This is a genomic window from Streptomyces sp. NPDC093591, assembly GCF_044764885.1.
In the GTDB taxonomy this organism is placed as follows: Bacteria; Actinomycetota; Actinomycetes; order Streptomycetales; family Streptomycetaceae; genus Streptomyces.
Genome location: NZ_JBIWIY010000011.1, coordinates 87255 through 108708, shown reverse-complemented (window position 1 = coordinate 108708; position 21454 = coordinate 87255). Strand labels below are relative to the sequence as shown.

Annotated in this window: 21 protein-coding genes; 11 read left to right on the top strand and 10 right to left on the bottom strand. The window is 70.9% G+C overall.

Annotated elements, in window-relative coordinates; all coding sequences use genetic code 11:
- From ACIREI_RS23870 to ACIREI_RS23845, 6 genes are all read left to right on the top strand, one after another.
- The gene (locus ACIREI_RS23870) at positions 1–777 is read left to right on the top strand and encodes a hypothetical protein (RefSeq protein ID WP_403336209.1); all 777 of its coding nucleotides are present in this window, start codon (positions 1–3) and stop codon (positions 775–777) included.
- Between the two features lie 95 nt (positions 778–872).
- Positions 873–1283 carry a VOC family protein gene (locus ACIREI_RS23865; protein ID WP_403336207.1) on the top strand — a complete coding sequence of 137 codons (411 nt, stop codon included), beginning with the start codon at positions 873–875 and terminating at the stop codon, positions 1281–1283.
- Positions 1284–1481: 198 nt separating this feature from the next.
- On the top strand, positions 1482–1889 hold the full coding sequence (locus ACIREI_RS23860; RefSeq protein ID WP_403336204.1) for a hypothetical protein: 408 nt from the start codon (positions 1482–1484) through the stop codon (positions 1887–1889).
- A gap of 23 nt (positions 1890–1912) precedes the next feature.
- Positions 1913–2452 (top strand): thiol-disulfide oxidoreductase DCC family protein, encoded by a 540-nt coding sequence (locus tag ACIREI_RS23855; protein ID WP_403336745.1) that lies wholly within the window; start codon positions 1913–1915, stop codon positions 2450–2452.
- Positions 2453–2643: 191 nt separating this feature from the next.
- Complete coding sequence (locus ACIREI_RS23850; RefSeq protein ID WP_403336201.1) at positions 2644–3669, top strand: trypsin-like serine peptidase; 1026 nt, start codon at positions 2644–2646, stop codon at positions 3667–3669.
- Positions 3670–3706: 37 nt separating this feature from the next.
- On the top strand, positions 3707–4471 hold the full coding sequence (locus ACIREI_RS23845) for a TetR/AcrR family transcriptional regulator (RefSeq protein WP_403336198.1): 765 nt from the start codon (positions 3707–3709) through the stop codon (positions 4469–4471).
- Between the two features lie 18 nt (positions 4472–4489).
- Here ACIREI_RS23845 and ACIREI_RS23840 read toward each other — a convergent pair whose 3' ends face one another.
- Positions 4490–6901, bottom strand: coding sequence for an MMPL family transporter (locus tag ACIREI_RS23840; RefSeq protein ID WP_403336742.1), 2412 nt, complete (start codon positions 6899–6901; stop codon positions 4490–4492).
- 187 nt (positions 6902–7088) lie between these two features.
- Between ACIREI_RS23840 and ACIREI_RS23835 the strand changes: the two genes are divergently transcribed.
- Together ACIREI_RS23835 and ACIREI_RS23830 are read left to right on the top strand one after the other, a co-directional pair.
- Entirely contained in the window at positions 7089–7778 is a 690-nt protein-coding gene (locus ACIREI_RS23835; protein WP_403336195.1) for a response regulator transcription factor, read from the top strand.
- Positions 7775–9247: an ATP-binding protein gene (locus tag ACIREI_RS23830; protein WP_403336192.1), complete on the top strand. Its 1473-nt coding sequence runs from the start codon at positions 7775–7777 to the stop codon at positions 9245–9247. Before ACIREI_RS23835 ends, ACIREI_RS23830 begins: the two co-directional genes overlap by 4 nt.
- A 4-nt stretch (positions 9248–9251) precedes the next feature.
- Here the strand turns inward: ACIREI_RS23830 and ACIREI_RS23825 are convergent, their stop codons facing one another.
- The 3 genes from ACIREI_RS23825 to ACIREI_RS23815 all read right to left on the bottom strand — a co-directional run bounded on the left by ACIREI_RS23825 (position 9252) and on the right by ACIREI_RS23815 (position 12773).
- Positions 9252–10808: an ABC transporter substrate-binding protein gene (locus tag ACIREI_RS23825; protein ID WP_403336190.1), complete on the bottom strand. Its 1557-nt coding sequence runs from the start codon at positions 10806–10808 to the stop codon at positions 9252–9254.
- A 213-nt stretch (positions 10809–11021) separates the two neighbouring features.
- Entirely contained in the window at positions 11022–12476 is a 1455-nt protein-coding gene (locus ACIREI_RS23820) for a metallophosphoesterase (RefSeq protein WP_403336187.1), read from the bottom strand.
- A gap of 57 nt (positions 12477–12533) precedes the next feature.
- The gene (locus ACIREI_RS23815; RefSeq protein WP_403336185.1) at positions 12534–12773 is read right to left on the bottom strand and encodes an SCO4848 family membrane protein; all 240 of its coding nucleotides are present in this window, start codon (positions 12771–12773) and stop codon (positions 12534–12536) included.
- A gap of 91 nt (positions 12774–12864) precedes the next feature.
- On the opposite strand from ACIREI_RS23815, the gene ACIREI_RS23810 reads away from it, so the two are divergent.
- The gene (locus ACIREI_RS23810; RefSeq protein ID WP_403336182.1) at positions 12865–14151 is read left to right on the top strand and encodes a D-alanyl-D-alanine carboxypeptidase family protein; all 1287 of its coding nucleotides are present in this window, start codon (positions 12865–12867) and stop codon (positions 14149–14151) included.
- On the opposite strand, the gene ACIREI_RS23805 is transcribed toward ACIREI_RS23810, so the two are convergent.
- Genes ACIREI_RS23805 through ACIREI_RS23790 form a run of 4 tightly spaced genes read right to left on the bottom strand, consistent with a single transcriptional unit; the run spans position 14099 to position 17238 of the window.
- Positions 14099–15223, bottom strand: a complete 1125-nt coding sequence (locus ACIREI_RS23805; RefSeq protein WP_403336179.1) for a YhjD/YihY/BrkB family envelope integrity protein — start codon at positions 15221–15223, stop codon at positions 14099–14101. The genes ACIREI_RS23810 and ACIREI_RS23805 overlap by 53 nt on opposite strands.
- Complete coding sequence (locus tag ACIREI_RS23800) at positions 15211–15651, bottom strand: GtrA family protein (protein ID WP_403336176.1); 441 nt, start codon at positions 15649–15651, stop codon at positions 15211–15213. The genes ACIREI_RS23805 and ACIREI_RS23800 overlap by 13 nt, the downstream gene beginning before the upstream one ends.
- Positions 15645–16637, bottom strand: coding sequence for a decaprenyl-phosphate phosphoribosyltransferase (locus ACIREI_RS23795; protein WP_403336173.1), 993 nt, complete (start codon positions 16635–16637; stop codon positions 15645–15647). Before ACIREI_RS23795 ends, ACIREI_RS23800 begins: the two co-directional genes overlap by 7 nt.
- Positions 16630–17238: a phosphatase PAP2 family protein gene (locus tag ACIREI_RS23790; protein ID WP_403336170.1), complete on the bottom strand. Its 609-nt coding sequence runs from the start codon at positions 17236–17238 to the stop codon at positions 16630–16632. Before ACIREI_RS23790 ends, ACIREI_RS23795 begins: the two co-directional genes overlap by 8 nt.
- A gap of 133 nt (positions 17239–17371) precedes the next feature.
- On the opposite strand from ACIREI_RS23790, the gene ACIREI_RS23785 reads away from it, so the two are divergent.
- Complete coding sequence (locus tag ACIREI_RS23785; protein ID WP_403336167.1) at positions 17372–18727, top strand: FAD-binding protein; 1356 nt, start codon at positions 17372–17374, stop codon at positions 18725–18727.
- Positions 18728–18754: 27 nt separating this feature from the next.
- Positions 18755–19510 (top strand): decaprenylphospho-beta-D-erythro-pentofuranosid-2-ulose 2-reductase, encoded by a 756-nt coding sequence (locus tag ACIREI_RS23780; protein WP_403336164.1) that lies wholly within the window; start codon positions 18755–18757, stop codon positions 19508–19510.
- A 133-nt stretch (positions 19511–19643) separates the two neighbouring features.
- On the opposite strand, the gene ACIREI_RS23775 is transcribed toward ACIREI_RS23780, so the two are convergent.
- The gene (locus ACIREI_RS23775) at positions 19644–20216 is read right to left on the bottom strand and encodes a 2'-5' RNA ligase family protein (protein WP_403336161.1); all 573 of its coding nucleotides are present in this window, start codon (positions 20214–20216) and stop codon (positions 19644–19646) included.
- A gap of 125 nt (positions 20217–20341) precedes the next feature.
- Positions 20342–21355, bottom strand: coding sequence for a tryptophan--tRNA ligase (gene trpS / locus ACIREI_RS23770; RefSeq protein ID WP_403336159.1), 1014 nt, complete (start codon positions 21353–21355; stop codon positions 20342–20344).
- Between the last annotated feature and the right edge of the window lie 99 nt (positions 21356–21454).

The following is a 21454-nucleotide window of genomic DNA, read 5'->3' as shown; positions in this document are numbered from 1 at the left end:
ATGGCACTCCTGAGGAAAGCCGCAGCGGTACTCTCCGCCGCAGCGGCCGTACTGCTCGCGATACCCCCCACATCCTCGGCGGCTCCCGCCCCCTACGGAACACTCGCGCGGGAGAACTTCAACCGCCTCCCCCTCGGCCCCGTGACGGCGGGCCCCGGCTGGACCACCGACGCCTCCGACGGCACCTTGACCGTCGCCCCGAGCACCACGGGCCGCTCCGGCCGCGAACTCCGCCTCCACACCGAGGGCAACGGCCGCGCCTTCCTCGTCTTCCCTGACCTGACCGCCCCCGGCAACAGCTACTGGGCCCGCCTGCGCCTGCGCGTCGACGCCTTCCCGACCGCCCCCGACTGGGCCCACTGGACCATCGCCGAGGCGTCCGGCTCGGACTCCCCGACGCTGGTCCGGCCTCTGGGCGGCCAGTACGCCCCCACGGACAACGGCAACTTCTGGGGCGTCGGCTCCGACCTCGGCCCCACGGGCGACTGGACGTCCTGGAAGACCTCCGCGCCGGCCACCGGCGGCAAGTGGCAGTGCGTGGAGTTCCATCTGGACGCCTCCGACAACCGGGTCACGGTCTACTTCGACGGCGTCGAGCGGCCTGACCTGACGGCCTCCACCGACCAGCACGGCGGCGCCTCGGGCCCCTTCACCTTCCCCACCTTCGACAAGCTGAAGCTGGGCTGGCAGCTCTACCAGGCCGACCCGACGCCGTCGTCGTACGACATCCGAATGGACGACATCGCGGTGAGCACGCGCAGGGTGGCCGGCTGCTGAGGCCGGCTGCCGGCGCAGGGGCCGGAATCGACCGTCAGGTCCGGTTCGGGGTGACAATCACCGGCTCCGGCGAATCATCCCCTTATTCTGACGCCATGTCAGATGACGAGTCGTACGAACTGCTCGGGTTCGACAACGTGCTGCTGCCGGTCGGTGACCTCGGTGAGGCCGTCCGGTTCTACGAGCGGGCCGGGTTCGCGGTCGGGTTCCGGCTCGACGAGGCCGGGATCGCGCTGCTGAAGGTCGGGGGCGAGACGCCGGGCATCCTGCTGCGACAGGAGGAGGAGTTGCGGCATCGGACGCCACCGTGGCCCTCCCCGCGCGTGTGGCTGGAGGTGCCGGACGCACGGGCGGCGGCGCGGGCGCTGAACGGTGCGGGCATCGTGCCGCTCGACGAGCCGTTCTCGGTGGCCACCGGCTGGACCGTCGAGATGGCCGACCCCTGGGGGAACGTCATCGGGTTCACCGACTACTCCAAGCGGCCGGAACTCGGACGCCGGCCGTAAAGCGGGCGTGGCGCGGGCGGCGTGGCGCGGGCGGTGCGAGGCGGGCCCGACGGTGGCCCGACGGAGGCCTGGCGGACGCGAGATGGACGCCTGGCGCAGGCGTGACGGAGGCCTCATTCCACCGAGTTGAACATGTTCAAAGGAGAGGTCTAGAGTCTCCCTCGTCAGCATTTTGAACGTGTTCAGAAGGGGGAGGCAATGGACCGCACGGTCATCGCCTACGTCATCTACCTGGTCGTCAGCATCGCGCTGACCGTCTGGGTGGCCCGCACTCTCAGCCGCAACGGACGGATCTTCCTCGCCGACGTACTGCGCGGGAACGAGAAGCTCGCCGACGCCGTGAACCACCTGCTGGTGGTCGGCTTCTACCTCGTCAACCTCGGCTTCGTCGCGCTGTACCTGAGCGACGACGGGACCGTCCTCGACACCCGCGGCATCTTCGAGGCCCTGTCGACCAAGCTCGGCGTGGTGCTGCTGGTGCTCGGCGTGATGCACCTGGGCAACGTCTACGTACTCAACAAGATCCGGCGCCGCGGGGTGATGGAGCGGGAGCAGATGCCGCCGGTCGCGCCGCAGGACTGGGTCGCTCCGTCGGCCGGGGCGTGACGGACGTGAACGACGTGACCGGCGTGACGGACCACGCCGGCGCGGCCGACGGGCCCCGCGCCTCGCGCCCCGGGCCCGCCGCCCCGGTCCGCCGACTGACCGTCCTCTACGACGCACAGTGCTCCCTGTGCGCCTTCCTGCGCGACTGGCTCGTACGGCAACCGCAGTTGGTGCCGCTGGAGCTGGTGCCGGCCGGGTCGGACGAGGCTCGGCGGCGCTACCCCGGCCTCGACCACGGCGCCACCCTCGAGGAGATCACCGTCGTCGGTGACGCCGGGCAGGTCTACCGGTCCACCGCCGCCTGGATCGTCACCCTGTGGGCCCTGCGGGAGCATCGCCCGCTCGCGCACCGCCTCAGCACCCCGTCGGGGGCACGCTTCGCCAAGGGGGCCGTACTCGCCGCCGCCAAGTGGCGCGGGGCGCAGGGGGGCGGGGCGCGGCAGGACGGCGCGCGCGGGGGCGGGCGTGTCTACCAGCACGCGGACGGGTGGTCGTACGACCCGCATCAGGGCTGGACGTACACCCCGCCCGGCTGCGACAGCGGCACCTGCGTCACCGGGTGAGGCCGGTACCAAGAGGGTCAAACTCGCCCTGAACAGCCCGATTTCGGACCCAGTTTTGGCATGCGCCCTTCCAAAACGCCGCGCGGGTTGGCACGCTGCCTCCCGGTTCTCCACTCCGCACTCGCATCGACTGTCTGTCAGCCGGACGGCCCACCCGGTCGCCCGGTCCCCCCATCGCAGAAGGAGTACGTGTGAGAGGCATACCCGGCGTCACCCGCATATCCCGCCCCCTCCTCGGCGCCCTGGCCGGCGTCACCGCGCTGCTCACCGCCGGTGCCCTGGCCACCCCCGCGAGCGCCGCGCCGAAGCCCGGCACCTCGACCGCGGTCAGCACGGTCTCGGCCGGCGCGCAGCAACAGGCCCGCGACTTCTGGACGTCGGAGCGGATGCGCGCGGCGACCCCGCTCGACCTGGTCTCCGTCGACGGCAACCTCGACGGCGGCTCGGTGCCCCTCAAGGGTGCGGCGACCACCGTCGCGCCCAGCAGCCCGGTCGCGGCGGTCGGCAAGGCCGTCTCCGACATCGGCCTGCTGGCCTTCCCGAACACCGGCAGTCAGTGGAGCGGTGGCGGCGCGGTCGTCTCCACGGCGGGGCGGGTGTTCTTCAGCTACCAGGGACGTACGGCGTCCTGTTCCGGCAACGCCGTCACCAGCGCCAACAAGAGCACCGTGATCACGGCCGGCCACTGCGTGAAGCTGGAGGGCGCCTGGCACACCAACTGGGTCTTCGTGCCCGGCTACCACGACGGACAGGCCCCCTACGGCCGCTGGACCGCGTCCAAGACCCTGTCCACACCGCAGTGGACGGCGAGCGAGGACATCAACTACGACGTCGGCGCCGCCGTCGTCGCCCCGCTGGACGGCAAGCTGCTCACGGACGTCGTGGGCGGGCAGGGGCTGGCCTTCAACACCGGCTACAACCTGCGCATGTACTCCTTCGGCTTCCCGGCGGCCGCCCCGTACGACGGCGAGAAGTTCATCTACTGCAGCGGCACCACCAACCGGGACTTCCTGCTCTCCGACGACCACGGCATGAACTGCAACATGACCGGCGGCTCCAGTGGCGGCCCCTGGTTCACGCAGTTCAACGAGTCCACGGGCACCGGCCTGCTGTCCTCGGTGAACAGCTTCAAGTACAACTTCCTGCCGAACCGGATGTACGGCCCGTACTTCGGCGCCGACGCCCAGAACCTCTACCAGACCGCACAGACCTCCTGACCGCCGACCGAAACACCACTGGTTAGGCTCTCGTTCCGTGCCCTCGATGAACGACAGCCCTGAACAGGGCGACGCTCCCAGCAAGTCCGAGCAGACCCGTGCGCTGATCCTGGAGACCGCCATGCGGCTGTTCCAGGAGCGCGGCTACGACAAGACGACGATGCGGGCGATCGCCCAGGAGGCCGGGGTCTCCGTCGGCAACGCGTACTACTACTTCGAGGGCAAGGAACACCTGATCCAGGGCTTCTACGACCGGATCGCCACCGAGCACAAGGTGGCGATCCGGGACGTCCTGGCCCGGGAGACCGACCTGGAGGCGCGGCTCGCCGGCGTCCTGCGGGCGTGGCTGGACATCGCCACGCCGTACCACGAGTTCGCGGTGCAGTTCTTCAAGAACGCCGCCGATCCCGCGAGCCCCCTCAGCCCCTTCTCCGCCGAGTCGGAGCACGCGCGCGTGGAGGCCATCGGCATCCATCGCCAGGTGCTGGCGGGCGCGACGAAGACCAAGGTGCCCGAGGAGCTCCGGGACGTCCTGCCCGAGATGATGTGGCTCGGCCAGATGGGGCTGGTCCTGTACTGGGTCTACGACCGCACCGAGGGGCGCCGGAACAGCTACCGGCTCGCCGAGCGAAGCGCCCGGCTGACCGCGCGGGGCGTCTCGCTGGCGAGGTTCCGGGTGCTGCGGCCGTTGGTGCGCGAGGTACACGACCTGTTCACGGACTTCCTGCCGGGGATGACCAACGCGGTGCCGGATCCGGAGAAGAACGAGAAGGGGGCGCCCGCCGAGGACGAGCGCCCCTGAAACCCCGGTCAGCGGCGGTCAGTTGACGGCATCCACTTCACCTTCGGCCAGCTCGACGTCGTACACCAGCGGCCCGTCCGCCACGACCACCTGCTGCGCCCGGGAGCCGTACGAAGCGGCTGTCGTCGCCAGGAGATACGTCCCCGGCGCGGGCACCGAGACGATGTACGAGCCGTCGGCCAGGGACGTCACCCGGTCCAACTGGCGCCCGCCCTTCGTCAGCAGCGTCACCGCCGCGCCCTCGACCGGCCCACCGTCGGCGGTGCGGATGAACCCGTGGACGACCGAGGCCCGGCCCGCCACGAGCGGCTCCTCCTCGGCCGCCGGCGCCTCCTCCTTCGGCTCGACGGCCAGATGCGGCAGCCGCTTCTCCAGCCAGTCCGGCAGCCACCAGTTCGCCTTGCCGAGCATGTGCATCGCGGCCGGTACCAGCGCCGTCCGCAGGATGAAGGCGTCCAGGGCGACCGCGGCCGCGAGGCCGATGCCCGCCATCGCGCCCTCCATGTCGCCGCTCAGCACGAACGCGCTGAACACACAGATCATGATCAGGGCGGCGGAGTTGATGACCCGGCTGGTCTCCGCGAGGCCGACGCGGACGGCGCGCGCGTTGTCCTTCGTGTGCACCCACTCCTCGTGCATCCGGCTCACCAGGAACACCTGGTAGTCCATGGAGAGGCCGAAGAGCAGGGACAGCATGATCACCGGCAGGAAGGACGTGATCGGGCCCTCCTTGCCGACGCCGATGAGCTCGGTGCCCCAGCCCCACTGGAAGATCGCCACCAGGACGCCGAAGGAGGCGGCGGCCGCGATGAGGTTCATCAGGGCGGCCGTCAACGGCACCACCAGCGAGCGGAAGGCCACCAGCAGGAGCAGGAAGCCGAGCGCGATGATCGTCGCGACGAAGTACGGCAGGCGGTCGCCGGTGACCGATGCGAAGTCCTTGAAGACCGCCGTCACGCCGCCGACATGGGCCTCGGCGTCCGACTGCGGGATCACGTCGTCGCGCAGCCGGTCGATCAGCCGGTCCGTCTGCTCGGACTGGGGGGACGTGGTCGGGACCACCTGGATCACCGTGACGCCGTTCGCGGGCGGGACGGCGGCCACCTGGGCGACGCCCTCGGTCGAGCGGATCGCGTTGACCAGGCTTTCCGGCGCGTCGCCGTCGACGACCACCTGGAGCGGGCCGTTGACGCCGGGCCCGAAGCCCTCGGCGAGCAGGTCGTAGGCCTGCCGGGTGGTGGTGGAATCCTGGTGGTTGCCCTGGTCGGTGGCGCCGAGGCGGATCGACAGGACGGGGATCGCGAGGACCGCCATGACGACGAGGGCCATCGCGGCGATCGGGCGCGGGCGCCTTTGGACGTACGACGACCAGCGCGCCGCCAGTCCGCTCGCCTCCGCCGGCTCCGGTCCCGCCGCGGCGAGCCGGCGCCGCTGCCTGCGGCTGAGCACCCGCATGCCGAGCAGGCCGAGGAGGGCGGGCAGCAGGGTGATCGCGGCCAGCACGCTCAGGACGACGGTGAGCGAGGTCGCGATGACCACGCCGTCCAGGAACCGCATGTTCATCACCAGCATGCCGGCGAGCGCGATGCACACCGTGCCGCCCGCGAACAGCACCGCGCGGCCGGAGGTGTTGAGTGCGGTCACGGCCGCCTCCTGCGGCTTCATCCCGCGCAGGATGCCGCGCCGGTGCCGGGTGACGATGAACAGGGCGTAGTCGATGCCGACCCCGAGGCCGATCAACGAGCCGAGCAGCGGGGCCACTTCGGGCACGTCCGCGACGTGGCTCATCAGCATCGTCGCGATCATGCCGGTGCCGACGCCCGCGATCGCCACGACGATCGGCAGCAGCATCGCGAAGAGCGAGCCGAAGGCCAGGAACAGCACGACCGCCGCCGCGAGGATGCCGACCGCCTCCGCCGTGCCCTGCGGGGGCTCCTGGGTGCGGGCGATCGCCTGGCCGCCCAGCTCGACCTGGAGTCCGCCCTGTTCGGCGGCCTGCGCCGTGTCGACGACGTCCTCGATCAGCTCCTTGGGGATGGCGTTCGCCTGCTCGGTGAAGGTGATCTGGGCGTACGCGATCCGCCCGTCGCGGCTGATCTGCGCGGCCCCTTGTTCCGCGTACGGGCCGGTGACCTCGCCGACCCCCTTCATCCGCCCGATCTCCTCGAGCGCGGGCTCGATCCGGGACCGTACGGACTCGTCCCGTATGGAACCGTCGTCCACCTTCCACACCACCGTGTCGGTGTCGCCCGCGCGCTCAGGGAAGGCCTTCTCCATCAGGTCGTACGCGGTCGCGGAGTCCGTGTCCGGGAGGGAGAAGACGTTCGCGTAGTTCGTGCCCGCGGCGGAACTCGCCGTGCCCAGGCCGAACAGTGCCCCCAACCACAGCAACAGGACCACCAGCCGGTGCCGATAGCACCACCGTGCCAATGTCGCCACGCTCAACGCTCCTTATTCGGTTCGGTCGGTCCCCCAGGTCCTGGGCAACAGGATTGGCGGCGCCGCGCGCGCGTGGCAGGCGATGGCCATGACTCTCAAGGAACTCCAAAGGGGACTCTCAAGGAACTCCAACGGGCGAACCCGCCCGACTGTCAGTGACCCCGCCGATACTGGGGGCATGACGACGGGTTCTGGCACCGTGCTGGTCGTGGAGGACGAGGAGTCCATCGCGGACGTCCTCGCCATCGCCCTGCGCTACCACCGGTTCGAGGTCATGGTCGCGGGCACGGTCCGCGAGGCGCTCACCCTCGCCGAGCGCACCCGGCCCGACGTGGCGCTGCTCGACGTCATGCTGCCGGACGGCGACGGCCGGGCGCTGGGGCGTGAACTGCGGGAGCGGCGCCCGGACCTGGCGCTCGTCTTCCTCACCGCGCGCGACTCGCCCGCCGAGATCGTCGGCGCCCTCGGCTTCGGCGACGACTACATCACGAAGCCGTTCAACATCGACGAGGTGGTCGCGAGGATCACGGCGGTACTGCGCCGCACCCGGCCGGCCGACGTCCTGCCGCAGCGGCCGCCGCTGAGATACGGCGACCTGGAGCTGGACGAGACGACGTACTCGGTGCGCCGCGCGGGCCGCACCGTCGAACTCACCCCCACCGAGTACGCCCTGCTGCGCTTCCTGGTGCGCAACGGCGGCCGGATCGTGCCCAAGGAGCAACTCCTGCGCCATGTCTGGCAGTACGAGCACACCCCGCCCGAGTCGACCGTCGTGGAGACCTACATCAGCTATCTGCGGCGCAAGCTGGACGCCCTGGGGCCGCCGGTGATCACCACGCGGCGCGGCGTCGGATACGGGCTGGCATGAGGCTGCGGGGGTTGCGCGGGAGGCGCGGCGTCCGCTCGCTGCGCGGCAAGCTGACACTGGCCAACGTGGCGCTGCTGGCCGTCGGCATCGCCGTCGCCACGGCGGTCAGTCTGATGACCGCGCGGTTCTATCTGCTCGACAAGGTCGACACCGAGCTGAAGAGCGCGCGCACCACGCTGGGGCACGCCGGGTTCACGCTGCGGCAGATCGAGTCGCTCAGCGAACTGGGCATCGCCCTGGACAAGTTCACCGGGGACGGAGCCACGGACACGGACCCGCTGCCCAGCCCGACGATGGTGTACGTCGCCGTCGACTCCGCGGGGCAGCCGGCGGCCCTGGGTCCGCTGAAGCCGACACCCCGCCAGCACGCGCTCGCCGCCGCCGTGAAGGACCCGGTCGCTCTCGCCGCGGACGAGGAGCCGCGGGACGTACGGGTGGAGGGTGACCGCCACCGGACGGTCGGCGCGCGGTTGTCGGACGGGACGATCGTGCTGATCGCCATGCCCACCGAGGGGCTGCACGAGGGCATGGGCAAGGCGCTCAGGATGGATCTCGCCGTCGGCACCCTGCTGCTGGCGCTGCTCGGCTGTCTGACGATGCTCAGCGTGCGCCGCCGGATGCAGCCGCTGGAGGACATGGTGGAGACCTCGTCCGCGATCGCCGAGGGCGATCTGACCCGGCGCGTCCCCTCCAGCCGAGAGGCCACCCTGGAGGTCGAACAGCTCCGGGTCGCCCTCAACTCCATGCTCCACCAGGTGGAGTCGGCGTACCGCACCCGCGAACGCAGCGCGGCCCAGCTGCGCCGCTTCGTCGGCGACGCCTCACACGAGCTGCGCACCCCGCTGTCCGCGATACGCGGCTATCTCCAGCTGTACGACAAGGGGATGCTGCCGGATCCGGCCGAGCGGGGGCGCGTCTGGGAACGGATGAACGGCGAGGTCGACCGCATGGGGCACCTCGTCGACGAGCTGCTCACCCTCGCCCGTCTCGACCAGCGGCCCGAACTGCGCTTCCGGAACGTCGACTTGAGCCGCCTGGTGCGCGACGCCGCCGAGGACCTGAGGGTGCAGCAGCCCGAGCGGCCCCTCACGGTCGCCGCCGACGGTGCGCTGCTCGTGCACGCCGACGAGTCGGGGCTGCGGCAGGTGCTGGGCAACCTGCTGAGCAACGTGCGCACGCACACGCCGGCCGACGTGCCGGTGCGGCTGGGAGTGGAGCGGGCGGACGGCGTCGTACGGCTGTGTGTCGAGGACCGGGGGCCGGGACTGTGCGAGGAGGACGCGGCACGCGTCTTCGACCGGTTCTTCCGGGCCGGCGGGGGCGCGGGCAGCGGGCTGGGGATGGCGATCGTGCAGGGGGTGGTGGAGGCGCACGGCGGGGAGGTCGGGGTGCGGACGGCGCCGGGTGAGGGCTTCGAGGTGACGGTGACACTGCCCCCGCCGGGGCCGCGGGGCCCCGGGGCCGGCTGAGACGCTAGATCCAGGTGAGGCGCCAGAGCCGGAAGACACCGGTCCCGTCCGACAGATACTGGCCGCCGCCGACGTCCTCACTGGAGACGACGTACTCCTTGGCCTGCCACAGCGGGATCACCGGGACGTCGTGGGCCACGGCCTCCTGCAGTGAGCGGAAGTCCCGGGTGGCCTCGCTGCGGTCGGCGTACTGCCGGCTGGAGCTGATCAGCCGGTCGACGGTCTTGTTGCTGTACCCGGTGTTCATGGTGCCGTCGGTGCCGACGAGCGGGCCGCCGTAGGTGTCCGGGTCGGGGTAATCGGCGACCCATCCCACGGCGTACGCGTCGAGCTTGCCGCCCGCCCAGCGCTTCTGGAAGTCGGTCCACTCGTAGCCCTTGACCGTCACCTTGAACAGGCCGCCCGTCTCCAGTTGCCGCTTGATCGCCGCCGCCTCCTCGGCTCCGGCGCCGCGGCCGGTGGCGTAGCCGTAGGTGAAGCGGACGGGCAGGCTGACGCCCGCCTCGGTGAGCAGGGCGCGCGCCTTGGCGGTGCTGATCTTGGGATAGCTGTCGAAGAACGACGTCGTGTGGCCGGTGATGCCGGTCGGGATCAGCGAGTACAGCGGGTCGACGGTCCCCTTGTACACCGTGGCGGCCAGCTTCTCGCGGTCGATCAGCCAGGCCATGGCCTGCCGGACCCGGACGTCGTGCAGGGGCGAACCCGCGCGGGTGTCGAAGTAGAGGTTGCGGATCTCGGAGCTGTCGGCCTCGGAGACGCGCTGGCCCGGGTCGGCGGCGTTCAGTCCGGCCAGGACCTCGGGTGGCAGCGTGCGGGTGGCGACGTCGATCCGCTTCTCCTTCCAGGCGGTGTCCAGGGCGTCCGCGTCGGTGTAGTAGCGCAGTTCGACGGGACGGCCGGTCTCCTTGAGGGCGCCCTTGTAGTCGGAGTTGGGCGCGAGGACGGCCTTCTTGCCCTTCGTGTACGCGGTCAGGGTGTACGGGCCGGTGCCGTCGACAGCGTTGTCGTCGCGCAGCGCGTCGGCCGGGTACTTCTCGCGGTCCACGATGGCGCCCACCCCGGTGGCCACCTTGAGCGGGAACGTGGCGTCGGGCGAGGACAGGTGGAAGGTGACCGTACGGCCGCTCGCGCCCACCGAGCCGAGGGTGGCCAGCAGGGAGGACGGGCCGACGTCCGACTTGATCCGCTTGACGCGGTCGAAGGAGTACTTGACGTCCTCGGCGGTCATGGCGCGCCCGCTCGGGAAGGTGAGGCCCTCGCGCAGCTCGCAGCGGTAGGTCTTCAGGCCGGCGCCGTCGAAGCCGCAGCTCTGCGCCGCGTCCGGCACGGGTGTGACGCCGCCCGGCTCGAAGGTCAGCAGTGACTGGAAGACGTTGTTGAACAGCGCCCAGGAGCCGGCGTCATAGGCGCCGGCCGGATCGAGCGAGGTGACGGCGTCCGTCGTACCGACCGTGATGGTCCTGTCCTCGTCCTGCTGCGACGGCAACAGCTGCCAGCCGCCTACTCCCACGGCCGCCAGCACGAGCAGCGTCGCGAGAATCCGCATGCGAACCGAACGCATGGGTGTGCCCTCTCCCCGGCCCTCTGCGGGCCCCCACGTGACAGCGAATTTGCGCCACTCCCCTAAGCGGCGCGCACACCTAATCACACGTTTTTCATCAGGGGGAAGAGGATTCTGACGACATAGGAAAGAACTTACCTACGGGCGTTTCCGGCAGGTTTCACAGGCTGTCCACAGAGAGGGTCGGCGGGGTGGCCATGGGCCCGCGTCCCGTCAGGCCTGATGGGACGCCAGCTCGATCACCGTGATGTCCGACGGGGCACCCACGCGTGTCGGCGGACCCCAGGCGCCCGCGCCCCGGCTCACGTACAGCTGGGTGTCGCCGTAGCGCTCCAGACCGGCCAGGGTCGGGTTGGCCAGGCCCGCGACGAGGTTGCCGGGCCAGAGCTGGCCGCCGTGGGTGTGGCCGGAGAGCTGGAGGTCGACACCGTGGTCGACGGCGTCGTGGATCTGCACCGGTTGGTGGGCGAGGAGCACGCACGCGCGTGCCGTGTCCCGGTCACCGAGGGCCTTGGCGAAGTCGGGGCCCTGGCCCTCGCTCTCGCCCGCGACGTCGTTGACACCGGCCAGGTCGAAGTGGGGCAGCTCGGTGCGCGCGTTCTCCAGCGGGCGCAGGCCCAGGCGGCGCACCTCGTCCACCCACTGCTCGGCGCCCGAGAAGTACTCGTGGTTGCCGGTGACGAAGAACGCGCCATGTCTCGCCCGGAGTTGGGCGAGCGGGGCCGCCGCCGGGCCGAGGTCCTTCACGCTGCCGTCCACCAGGTCGCCGACCACCGCGATGAGGTCGGGCTGGGTGCCGTTGATGGTGTCGACGACCTTCTGGGCGAAGCCCCGGCCCAGGACCGGGCCCAGGTGGATGTCGCTGACGACCGCGATGCGGTAACCGTGCGCCGCGCGCGGGAGCTTGGCCAGCGGGACGGTGACCCGCTTCACCTTCGGACCGCGCAGCACGCCGTAGGTGCCGTAGCCGACGGTTCCCACGGCGGCCGCGGCCGCGGCACCGGCGACGACGCGGGAGACGAAGAGGCGCCGGGTGGGGGCGGCCAGGGGGCGGTCGGGGTCCATGGACTCCGGGGCGGAGGGCGGGGTGGCGTCGCTCGCGGACGGCGGGGGCGGGTCGGTTCTGAGCGCAGAGGTCGTGGCGGTCGTGGCCGCCGAGTCCAGGTCGGCCGTGCGCGTCGCAGCCGGGCCGGTCGTATCCGCGGGGGCGGACGTGGGCGTGAGGGTCCGGGTTCCGGCCGACTTGGTGGCAGGTGGCGCGGCGGGTGCCGTGACGAGCGCCGTGACCGCCGTCGCTCCCGCCGGCACGAGCACCGGCTGCTCCTGTGCGGCTTCCTTCCCGCGCGCCCGCCGTTCGAGCCACCGCCGCAGCAGCGGTCGTACGAGTTCACCCGCCAACACACCCAGCAGCAGGTATATCGACAGGGCCAGCCACATGAAGCCCGGCCAGGCCAGGATCTGCTGGAGCCGGAAGGGCGCGCCCGCACGCTCGGCGACGAAGGCAGCGACCGTCAGCGCCCAGCCGCCGGCGATCACCGCCACGCCCGCTCGGCGCACGAACCCGGGGCCGCGGGTCGTGTCGCGGAACAGGCGGCGCCACACCAGCCAGTTGCCCGCCACCAGGGCGGACAGCACGAGCAGTGCGACAAGCACGAAGACGATGACCACGCCGACGTTCCCTTTCCGTTGCGTGCTGAGTGAACGCCCGGGGCGCCGGCCGAGTTCCTATGACGTCCGGCGCAGTGCGCGCACCGAGCGCAACCCGATGACCCCGATGACCGTCCCCAATACGAAGGAGACGACGGCGAGCAGCAGGTGCACCCAGAAGTACGCCGTCGGGTGACCGTCGTCGAACGCGAGCCCGCTGCTGTCCTTGATCAGGTTTTTGACGAAAGTGACCCAGATGACCCAGCTCCACACCCCGAAGGCGAGCAGGAACCAGGAGACGGGGCGGCTGAGCTTCATGAGTTCAGTATCACCGTCCGGTCTCCGGTCCTCCGAGCGGGGTGGGGGCGGAAGCGGGACTTCCATGGCAACGGCATGTACGTTCTCGGTCGTGTCCGCACCCAAGAAGACCGTCAGGCGCTCCCTGCTGGTCACTTCCGCCGTCCTGTCGTCCCTCGCGCTGACCGCGCCCGTCTCCTACGCGGCTCCCAAGCCGTCACCGAGTACGAGCCCGTCGGCCACTCCCCCGGCGAACATGTCGACCGTGGGCGGCGAGCGGCTGGGACAGCCCGGTACCCAGGTGAACCTGGCGAGCGGCGTCCCCGTGCTGCCCAAGGACCTGACCGCCCGTTCCTGGGTCGTCGCCGACGCCGAGTCCGGCGATGTGCTCGCGGCGCACAACGCGCACTGGCGGCTGCCGCCCGCGAGCACGATGAAGATGCTGTTCGCCGACACGGTGCTGCCGAAGTTCCCGAAGACCATGGAACACAAGGTCGTCCCGTCCGATCTGGCGGACGTCGGGACCGGCTCCAGCATGGTCGGAATAAAGGAAGGCGAGACGTACTCCGTCCACGACCTGTGGCTCGGCGTCTTCCTGCGCTCCGGCAACGACGCCGTGCACGTCCTGTCGAAGATGAACGGCGGGATCGACAACACCGTCAAGGAGATGAACGAGCACGCCGAGGAGCTCCAGGCCCTCGACACGTACGCCGTGTCGCCCGACGGCTACGACGCTCCGCGCCAGGTCTCGTCGGCGTACGACCTCACTCTGATCGCCCGTTCCGGGCTGCAGAAGAAGGACTTCCGCGAGTACTGCTCGACCGTCACCGCGAAGTTCCCGGGCGAGACGAAGAAGAACAAGAAGGGCAAGTCCGTCCGCGATTCCTTCGAGATCCAGAACACCAACCGGCTGCTCAGCGGCGACTCCGACATCTCCGTCTACCAGGGCATCGCCGGCGTCAAGAACGGCAACACCACCAACGCCGGTGCCACCTTCACGGGCGTGGCCGAGCGGAACGGCAAGGTGCTGCTCGTCACCGTCATGAACCCCGAGAAGAGCGAGCACAACGAGGTCTACAAGGAGACCGCGAAGCTCTTCGACTGGGGCTTCCAGGCGGCCGGCAAGGTGCAGCCGGTGGGTGAGCTGGTGCCGCCGAAGAGCGCGGCGCAGGCCGGCGCGCAGCCCGGCGCGAACGACTCCGGGGAGGCCGGTGGCGCCGGGAACGCCGAGAAGTCCGCGACGCCGGCGGTGGGTGCCTCGGCCGCGGGCGGCTCGACCGGCATCGGCGTCGCGCTCGGGATCACCGGCGGGGTGCTGGTGCTGCTCGCGGCGGGCGCGTTCCTGATCAACCGCCGGTGGCCGCTGCCCGACCTGGTGCGCCGCCGGAGCCGCCCCTGACCTCGGGGTTCTCGGGGGTGCCGGGCTGCTCGGGGGTGCCGGGCCCCTCAAGGCGCCCAGGCTTATCGGACTCGCCCGAGTCGTCGGAGGCGCCTGACCCCGGCGGCTCCGCCGACTCGCCCGACTCCGCCGACCGGGCCGGGCCCGCGGACTGGGCCTGGCCCGCGGACTCGCCCGAGTCTTCGGAGGCGTCCGAGTCTTCGGAAGCGTCGGCGAGTTCGACCTCCTTGCCCTGCGTCGCCGTCCAGGCGGCGCAGAACACCACCAGCTTCGCGGTGAAGTTGATCCACAGCAGCAGGGCGACCGGCACGCCGAACGCGCCGTACATGCTCTTGGTGGCCACGCCCTGCATATAGCCGCTCAGCAGCAGTTTCAGCAGTTCGAACCCGACCGCGCCGATCAGCGCGGCCACCATCAGCCGGCGGCGCGGCGGTTCGACGCCGGGCAGCAGGGTCAGGACGTACAGCAGCAGAAGGAAGTTGGCGAGCACGGCGACGAGGAACGCGGCGATCTGCAGCAGGACCCCGCCCCAGCCGCCCTCGTCGATGCCGAGCTGCCGGGTGATCCAGCCGACCATGGCGGAGGCGACCGCGGAGGCCGCGAGCGTCACGAGTACGGCGCCCCCGAAGCCGACCAGGACGCCCGCGTCCTTGGCCTTGCGCAGGACGGGGTTCCCCTCGTCCTCGGGCACCTCCCACACCGCCCGCAGACACTCGCGCATGGAGCCGACCCAGCCGATGCCGGTGAACAGCAGGACGGCACCGGCGATGAGGCCGATGGTGCCGGCGTTCTCGACCAGGGCGTCGATGTCGAGCTGGTCGGCGATGCCGGGGACCTGATCGGCGATCTTGTCCTCCAGCTTGTTCTGCTGCTCCGTGCCGAGCGTCGCGGCAGCGATCGCGGCGGCCACGGTGAGCAGCGGAAACAGCGCGACGAAACTGGTGAACGTCATCGCGGCGGCCAGCCGTGTCCACTTCACCCGGTCCATGCGCTCGTACGACCGCCACGCGTGCGTGGTCATGAGCCGGGCCACCATCGGCCCGACGCCGGGGAGTTTCTTCAGCCAGTCCATGATCCGACTCTGCCCTCCGCACGGAAGACCAATGTCCGAGTGCCCCAGAACCGCAGGACTGTAGCCAGGACCATCCCGATTCCCGCCCCGGAGACGGTGTCCGCGCGCTGCGAGGTGAGGCCGAGGCCGTAGTGACTGACGGCGAGACACAGAAGCTGGACGAGCGCTCCGGCGATGTTCACCGCGAAGAAGACGGCGTAGGGCCGCAGACCCTTCGGGTGGGTGTGGCGGTAGGTGCCGAGGGCGTTCCCGGCATAGGCGACCGTGCAGCCGGCGACGAAGGAGAGGGCTTTGGAGGTGAGGGGGTCCAGGGCGGCGGGGCCGCGCAGGCAGGTGAAGAGGGTGAGGTCCACGGCGTAGGCGAGGAGACCGACGGCGGCGAAGCCGAGGAGTTCGCGTCTGTCGCCCCACGCGCGCGTGCCTACCAATTGGCCACCGCCAGCCCGTACATCGCCAGCCACACCACGCCGATGACGGCGAGCGCGCGGTCGTGCAGGACGACGTCCTCGGGTTCGCCCGCCGTGCCCCGGTCGGCGAAGACTGCGTAGCGCAGGATCGCCAGGATGAAGGCGACCACGGACAGCTGGCGCCAGGGCAGCACGCTGGTGTGCGGGACGCCGCCTTCCTCCAGGGCCCACAGGCAGTAGCCGAGGACGGCGACCGCGGCCGCCAACTGCCACACGAAGCGCAGATAGCCGGTGGTGTACTCGGTGAGCAACGCGCGCGTGGCGCCCGCTTTCCCTGCCATCTGCACGGCTTCGGAGTAGCGCTTGGCCGACACCATGAACAGCGCCCCGAACCCGGTCGTGATGAGGAACCAGCGCGACAGCGGGATGCCGAGCGCGAGCCCGCCGATCACCGCCCGCATCAGGAACCCGGTCGTGACGACGACGAGGTCGACGACCAGGACGTGCTTGAGGCTGACGCAGTAGGCCAGTTGCATGCCGATGTACGCCGCGAGCAGGGCCGCGACGGCGGGCGAGGTCAGCCAGGCCGCGGTGGCCGGTGCGAGGACGGCGAGGGCGGCTCCCACGGCGTACGCGACGGGTACGGGGACCTGTCCGGCGGCGACCGGGCGGTGGCGTTTGGTGGGGTGCGCGCGGTCCGCTTCGGCGTCACGGGCGTCGTTGACGAGATAGACGGCGGAAGCACAGGCGGTGAAGAGGGCGAAGACGAGCGCGAGTTGGGTCGGGGCGCCGGGCGAGAAGAGCTCGCCGGCTGCGGCCGGAGCGGTGATGACCAGGACGTTCTTGACCCATTGCTTGGGTCGCGCGGTCCTGAGGAGGCCTTTCGGGAGCGCGCGGAGGCCGCCTTTGCGGGGTGGTGGTGCGGATGGTCGCGGGGGCGTGCGCTGCTCGTGGAGCAGCGCTTCCCGTTCGCTCGCGGCACTCGTGAGGGGCGCTGCCTCAGTCATGGGTGCTCCCCCTCCTCATCCAGCCCGCCCCGACGCACGCCGTGAGCGCCCCCAGGGCCGCGCCCGCCGCGACGTCCGAGGGGTAGTGCACGCCGACGACCAGGCGGGACACGCACATCGCGGCAGCGAGCGGAGGGATCACGTACGCGCCGAGCGCGCCGTAGGCGACGGCGGCGGCCGTGGCGGAGGTCGCGTGGGAGCTGGGGAAGGAGTGCCGGCCCACGGTGCGCACGAGGGGCGTGACATGCGCCGGACGCGGGCGCCGTACCACCCTTTTCACACCCATGCTGAGGAGGTGCGCGCCCGCGGTGAGCGCCGTGCCGCGCAACCAGACGCCACGTCGCCCACCATCCACGGCGGCCCCCGCGAGACCCGCCGCCAGCCACAGCGCTCCGTGTTCGCCGGCCCAGGACAGGGCGCGCGCGGCGGTGGCGACGCGTGGGTCGCGGCCTCGGGCGTGGAACGCCGAAAGGATTCGGCGCTCCGTGCCCGACAGGTTTCGGCGCTCCGCGCCCCGCAGGCTTCGTCGGTCCGTGCCACCGAGGCTTCGGTGGTCCGTGCCACCGAGGCTTCGGTGGTCCATGTCGTCGAGGCGGTCCATGGGGACTCACTTTTCACGTCCCCATCGTCAGAACTACGAACATATTGGGCGACATCCCATTAATCACCCATTTCGGGGAGGAGAGGAATGTTTCAGAACTGCTCGCCCATATAGGGGCGCTACGGTCGCCGACATGCCTGCCGACACCGTCTCCGTCACGGGATGGGGCCGCACCGCCCCCACCACCGCCCGTCTGATCCGCCCACGGACGTACGAGGAGGCCGCGGCAGCCGTTCGGGGCTGTGGGGCCCGCGGGGGCATCCCGAGGGGCCTGGGGCGGGCGTACGGGGACGCGGCGCAGAACGCCGGGGGCACGGTGCTCGACATGACGGGCCTGGACCGCATCCACGCGATCGACGCCGACGGCGGCACCGTGCTGTGCGACGCGGGGGTCTCCCTGCACCGGCTGATGGAGGTGCTGCTACCGCTCGGCTGGTTCGTGCCGGTGACGCCGGGCACCCGCTATGTGACGGTCGGCGGCGCGATCGGGGCCGACATCCACGGCAAGAACCACCACGTCTCGGGGTCCTTCTCCCGCCACGTCCTGTCCTTGGAACTCCTCACCGCCGACGGCGAGATCCACACCGTCCGCCGCGGCACGCCGCTGTTCGACGCCACCACCGGCGGCATGGGCCTGACCGGCGTGATCCTGACCGCGACGGTCCAACTCCAGCCGGTGCAGACCTCGTTGATGACGGTCGACACGGAGCGCGCGCGGGATCTCGACGACCTGATGGCCCGCCTGACCGCCACCGACGACCATTACCGCTACTCAGTCGCGTGGATCGACCTGCTGGCGCGCGGCGCGGCGACGGGCCGCGCGGTGCTCACGCGCGGCGACCACGCGCCCCTGGAGGCACTGCGCGAAGGCACGCGCGCGCGTAGAGAGCCGCTCGCCTTCCGCCCCTCCCGCCTGCCCGCCGCGCCCGCCTTCCTCCCCGAGGGCCTGCTGAGCCGCCGTACGGTCGGCTGGTTCAACGAGCTCTGGTACCGCAACGCTCCACGCGCGCGTACCGGCGAACTGCAGAAGCTCTCCGCCTTCTTCCACCCTCTGGACGGCGTCCCCCACTGGAACCGGATCTACGGCCCAAGTGGCTTCGTGCAGTACCAGTTCGTCGTCGGGCACGGCCAGGAGGACACCCTGCGCCGGATCGTGCGGCGCATCTGCGAGCACCGCTGCCCGTCCTTCCTGGCCGTCCTCAAGCGCTTCGGCGACGCCGACCCCGGCTGGCTCTCCTTCCCCGTCCCCGGCTGGACGCTGGCCCTGGACATCCCGGCCGGCCTGCCCGCCCTCGCCGCCCTCCTCGACGAGTTGGACGAGGAGGTGGCCACGGCGGGCGGGCGCGTCTACCTCGCCAAGGACTCCCGGCTGCGGCCCGAACTGCTCGCCGCGATGTACCCCCGCCTGGACGACTTCCGCGCGCTGCGTGCGCAGCTCGACCCGCGCGGGGTGTTCGTGTCGGACCTGGCCCGCCGCCTCGGCCTTTAGAACCCCCTCAGATCTCTAGGAGCTGTAGTGAAGGACGCCTTCGGCATCCCCCAGTCCCTGCTCGTCCTCGGCGGTACGTCCGAGATCGCGCTGGCCACCGCGCGCCGCCTGATCGCGCGCCGCACCCGCACGGTCTGGCTGGCGGGCCGCCCGTCGCCCGCCCTGGAGCAGTCGGCGGCCGATCTGCGCGCCCTGGGGGCCGACGTGCACACCGTGGCCTTCGACGCGCTCGACCCCGAGTCCCACGAGGCGGTGCTCGGCAAGGTGTTCGCGGAGGGCGACGTCGACATGGTGCTCCTCGCCTTCGGAGTCCTCGGCGACCAGGCGCGCGACGAGCGTGAGCCGCTGAACGCGGTACGCGTGGCCCAGACCAACTACACGGGCGCCGTGTCGGCGAGCCTGGTCAGCGCCGGCGCCCTCCAGTCCCAGGGCCACGGCTCGCTCGTCGTCCTCTCCTCCGTCGCCGGCGAACGGGCCCGCCGCGCCAACTTCATCTACGGCTCCAGCAAGGCCGGCCTCGACGCCTTCACCCAGGGCCTGGGCGACGCACTGCACGGCACCGGCGTGCACGTCATGGTCGTACGCCCCGGGTTCGTCCGCTCGAAGATGACGGCCGGCCTGGACGAAGCCCCCTTCGCGACCACCCCGGAAGCGGTCGCCACGGCCATCGAACTGGGCCTGCGTCGACGCTCGGAGACGGTGTGGGTCCCGGGCACGCTACGCCTCGTGATGTCGGCCCTGCGGCATGCGCCACGGGGGTTGTTCCGACGGCTGCCGCTGTAGGTCTCGGTACGGCAGCGTCCCTCAAGGGGCGCGGGGCCGTGTCGATGGGCGGCTCCGCCTCGCGCGCGCGACCAGCCACAACGCCGCCGCAGACGATCACCGGCGATGGGCGGCACGCCCCCTCGCCGCGGTCCTAGCGGAGCGTCTCGCGCTCCACATGCCCCGCCTGCGGCGGCACCACCGTGCCCCCGAAGGTGAAGTCCCGCAGCCTGCGCCACACGCCGTCGGCGCCCTGTTCGTAGAGGGCGAAGCCGGTGCAGGGCCACTCGGCCCGGTAGTCGGCGAGTTCCTCGAAGGCACGGTCCATCGAGGCGTCGTCGATTCCGTGCGCGACCGTGACATGCGGGTGGTACGGGAACTGCAGTTCGCGTGCCACGGGCCCGGAGGCGTCGCGGACCTGCTTCTGCAGCCAGGTGCAGGCCTCCGCGCCCTCGACGACCTGGACGAAGACGACCGGCGAGAGCGGCCGGAAGGTGCCGGTGCCGGACAGCCGCATCGGGAAGGCACGGCCGGCGGCCGCGACCTCCTCGAGATGGGCCTCGATCGCGGGCAGCAGCGAGGCGTCGACCTCTGTCGGCGGTAGCAGTGTGACGTGCGTGGGGATGCCGTGAGCAGCGGCGTCGCCGAAGCCCGCGCGCCGCTCCTGGAGCAGGCTGCCGTGAGGCTCCGGGACCGCGATCGACACGCCGATCGTTACGGTCCCCACGTCGTCTCCTGTCGTCTGTTGGTGTGCGTGAGTGGCCGCCGTGGCAGCCACTCGGCTATCGACTGTACGGCTACGGCCGGGCTGCGGGCAGGCGCAACCGTAGTGATATGCAGCGCTGTACGGGCTCAGTGCTTCGCGGGCAGGAAGCCCACCCTGTCGTACGCCTGGGAGAGCGTCTCCGCGGCGACGGCGCGCGCCTTCTCCGCGCCCTTGGCCAGGATCGAGTCCAGCGTCTCCGGATCGTCCAGATACTGCTGGGTGCGCTCCCGGAAGGGCGTCACGAACTCGACCATGACCTCGGCGAGGTCCGTCTTGAGCGCACCGTAGCCCTTGCCGTCGTACTTCTGCTCCAGTTCCGCGATTCCCGTCCCCGTGAGGGTCGAGTAGATGGTGAGCAGGTTGCTGACGCCCGGCTTGTTCTCGGCGTCGTAGCGGATGACGGTGTCGGTGTCGGTGACCGCGCTCTTGACCTTCTTGGCGGTGGCCTTGGGCTCGTCGAGGAGGTTGATGAGGCCCTTCGGCGTGGACGCCGACTTGCTCATCTTGATCGCCGGGTCCTGAAGGTCGTAGATCTTCGCCGTCTCCTTGAGGATGTACGGCTTCGGGACGGTGAAGGTCGGGCCGAAACGGCCGTTGAAGCGCTCGGCGAGGTCGCGCGTGAGCTCGATGTGCTGGCGCTGGTCCTCACCGACCGGGACCTCGTTGGCCTGGTACAGCAGGATGTCCGCGACCTGCAGGATCGGGTACGTGAACAGGCCGACGGAGGCCCGCTCGGCGCCCTGCTTGGCGGACTTGTCCTTGAACTGGGTCATGCGGGACGCCTCGCCGAAGCCGGTGAGGCAGTTCATGACCCAGGCGAGCTGGGCGTGCTCGGGGACGTGGCTCTGGACGAAGAGCGTGCAGCGCTCGGGGTCGAGTCCGGCCGCGAGGAGCTGGGCGGCGGCCAGGCGGGTGTTGGCGCGCAGTTCCTTCGGGTCCTGCGGGACCGTGATCGCGTGCAGGTCGACGACCATGTAGAACGCGTCGTGGGTCTCCTGCAGCGCCACCCACTGGCGGACGGCGCCGAGGTAGTTGCCGAGGTGGAACGAGCCTGCGGTGGGCTGGATTCCGGAGAGCACGCGGGGTCGATCAGAGGCCATGCTCACCATTCTCTCAGGTGTCGGGGGCCGATCCGGAACCGCTCGGAAACAGATGTGACACAGGTGGGAACCGATCCGGTCCGAGCGGTGTACCAAGAG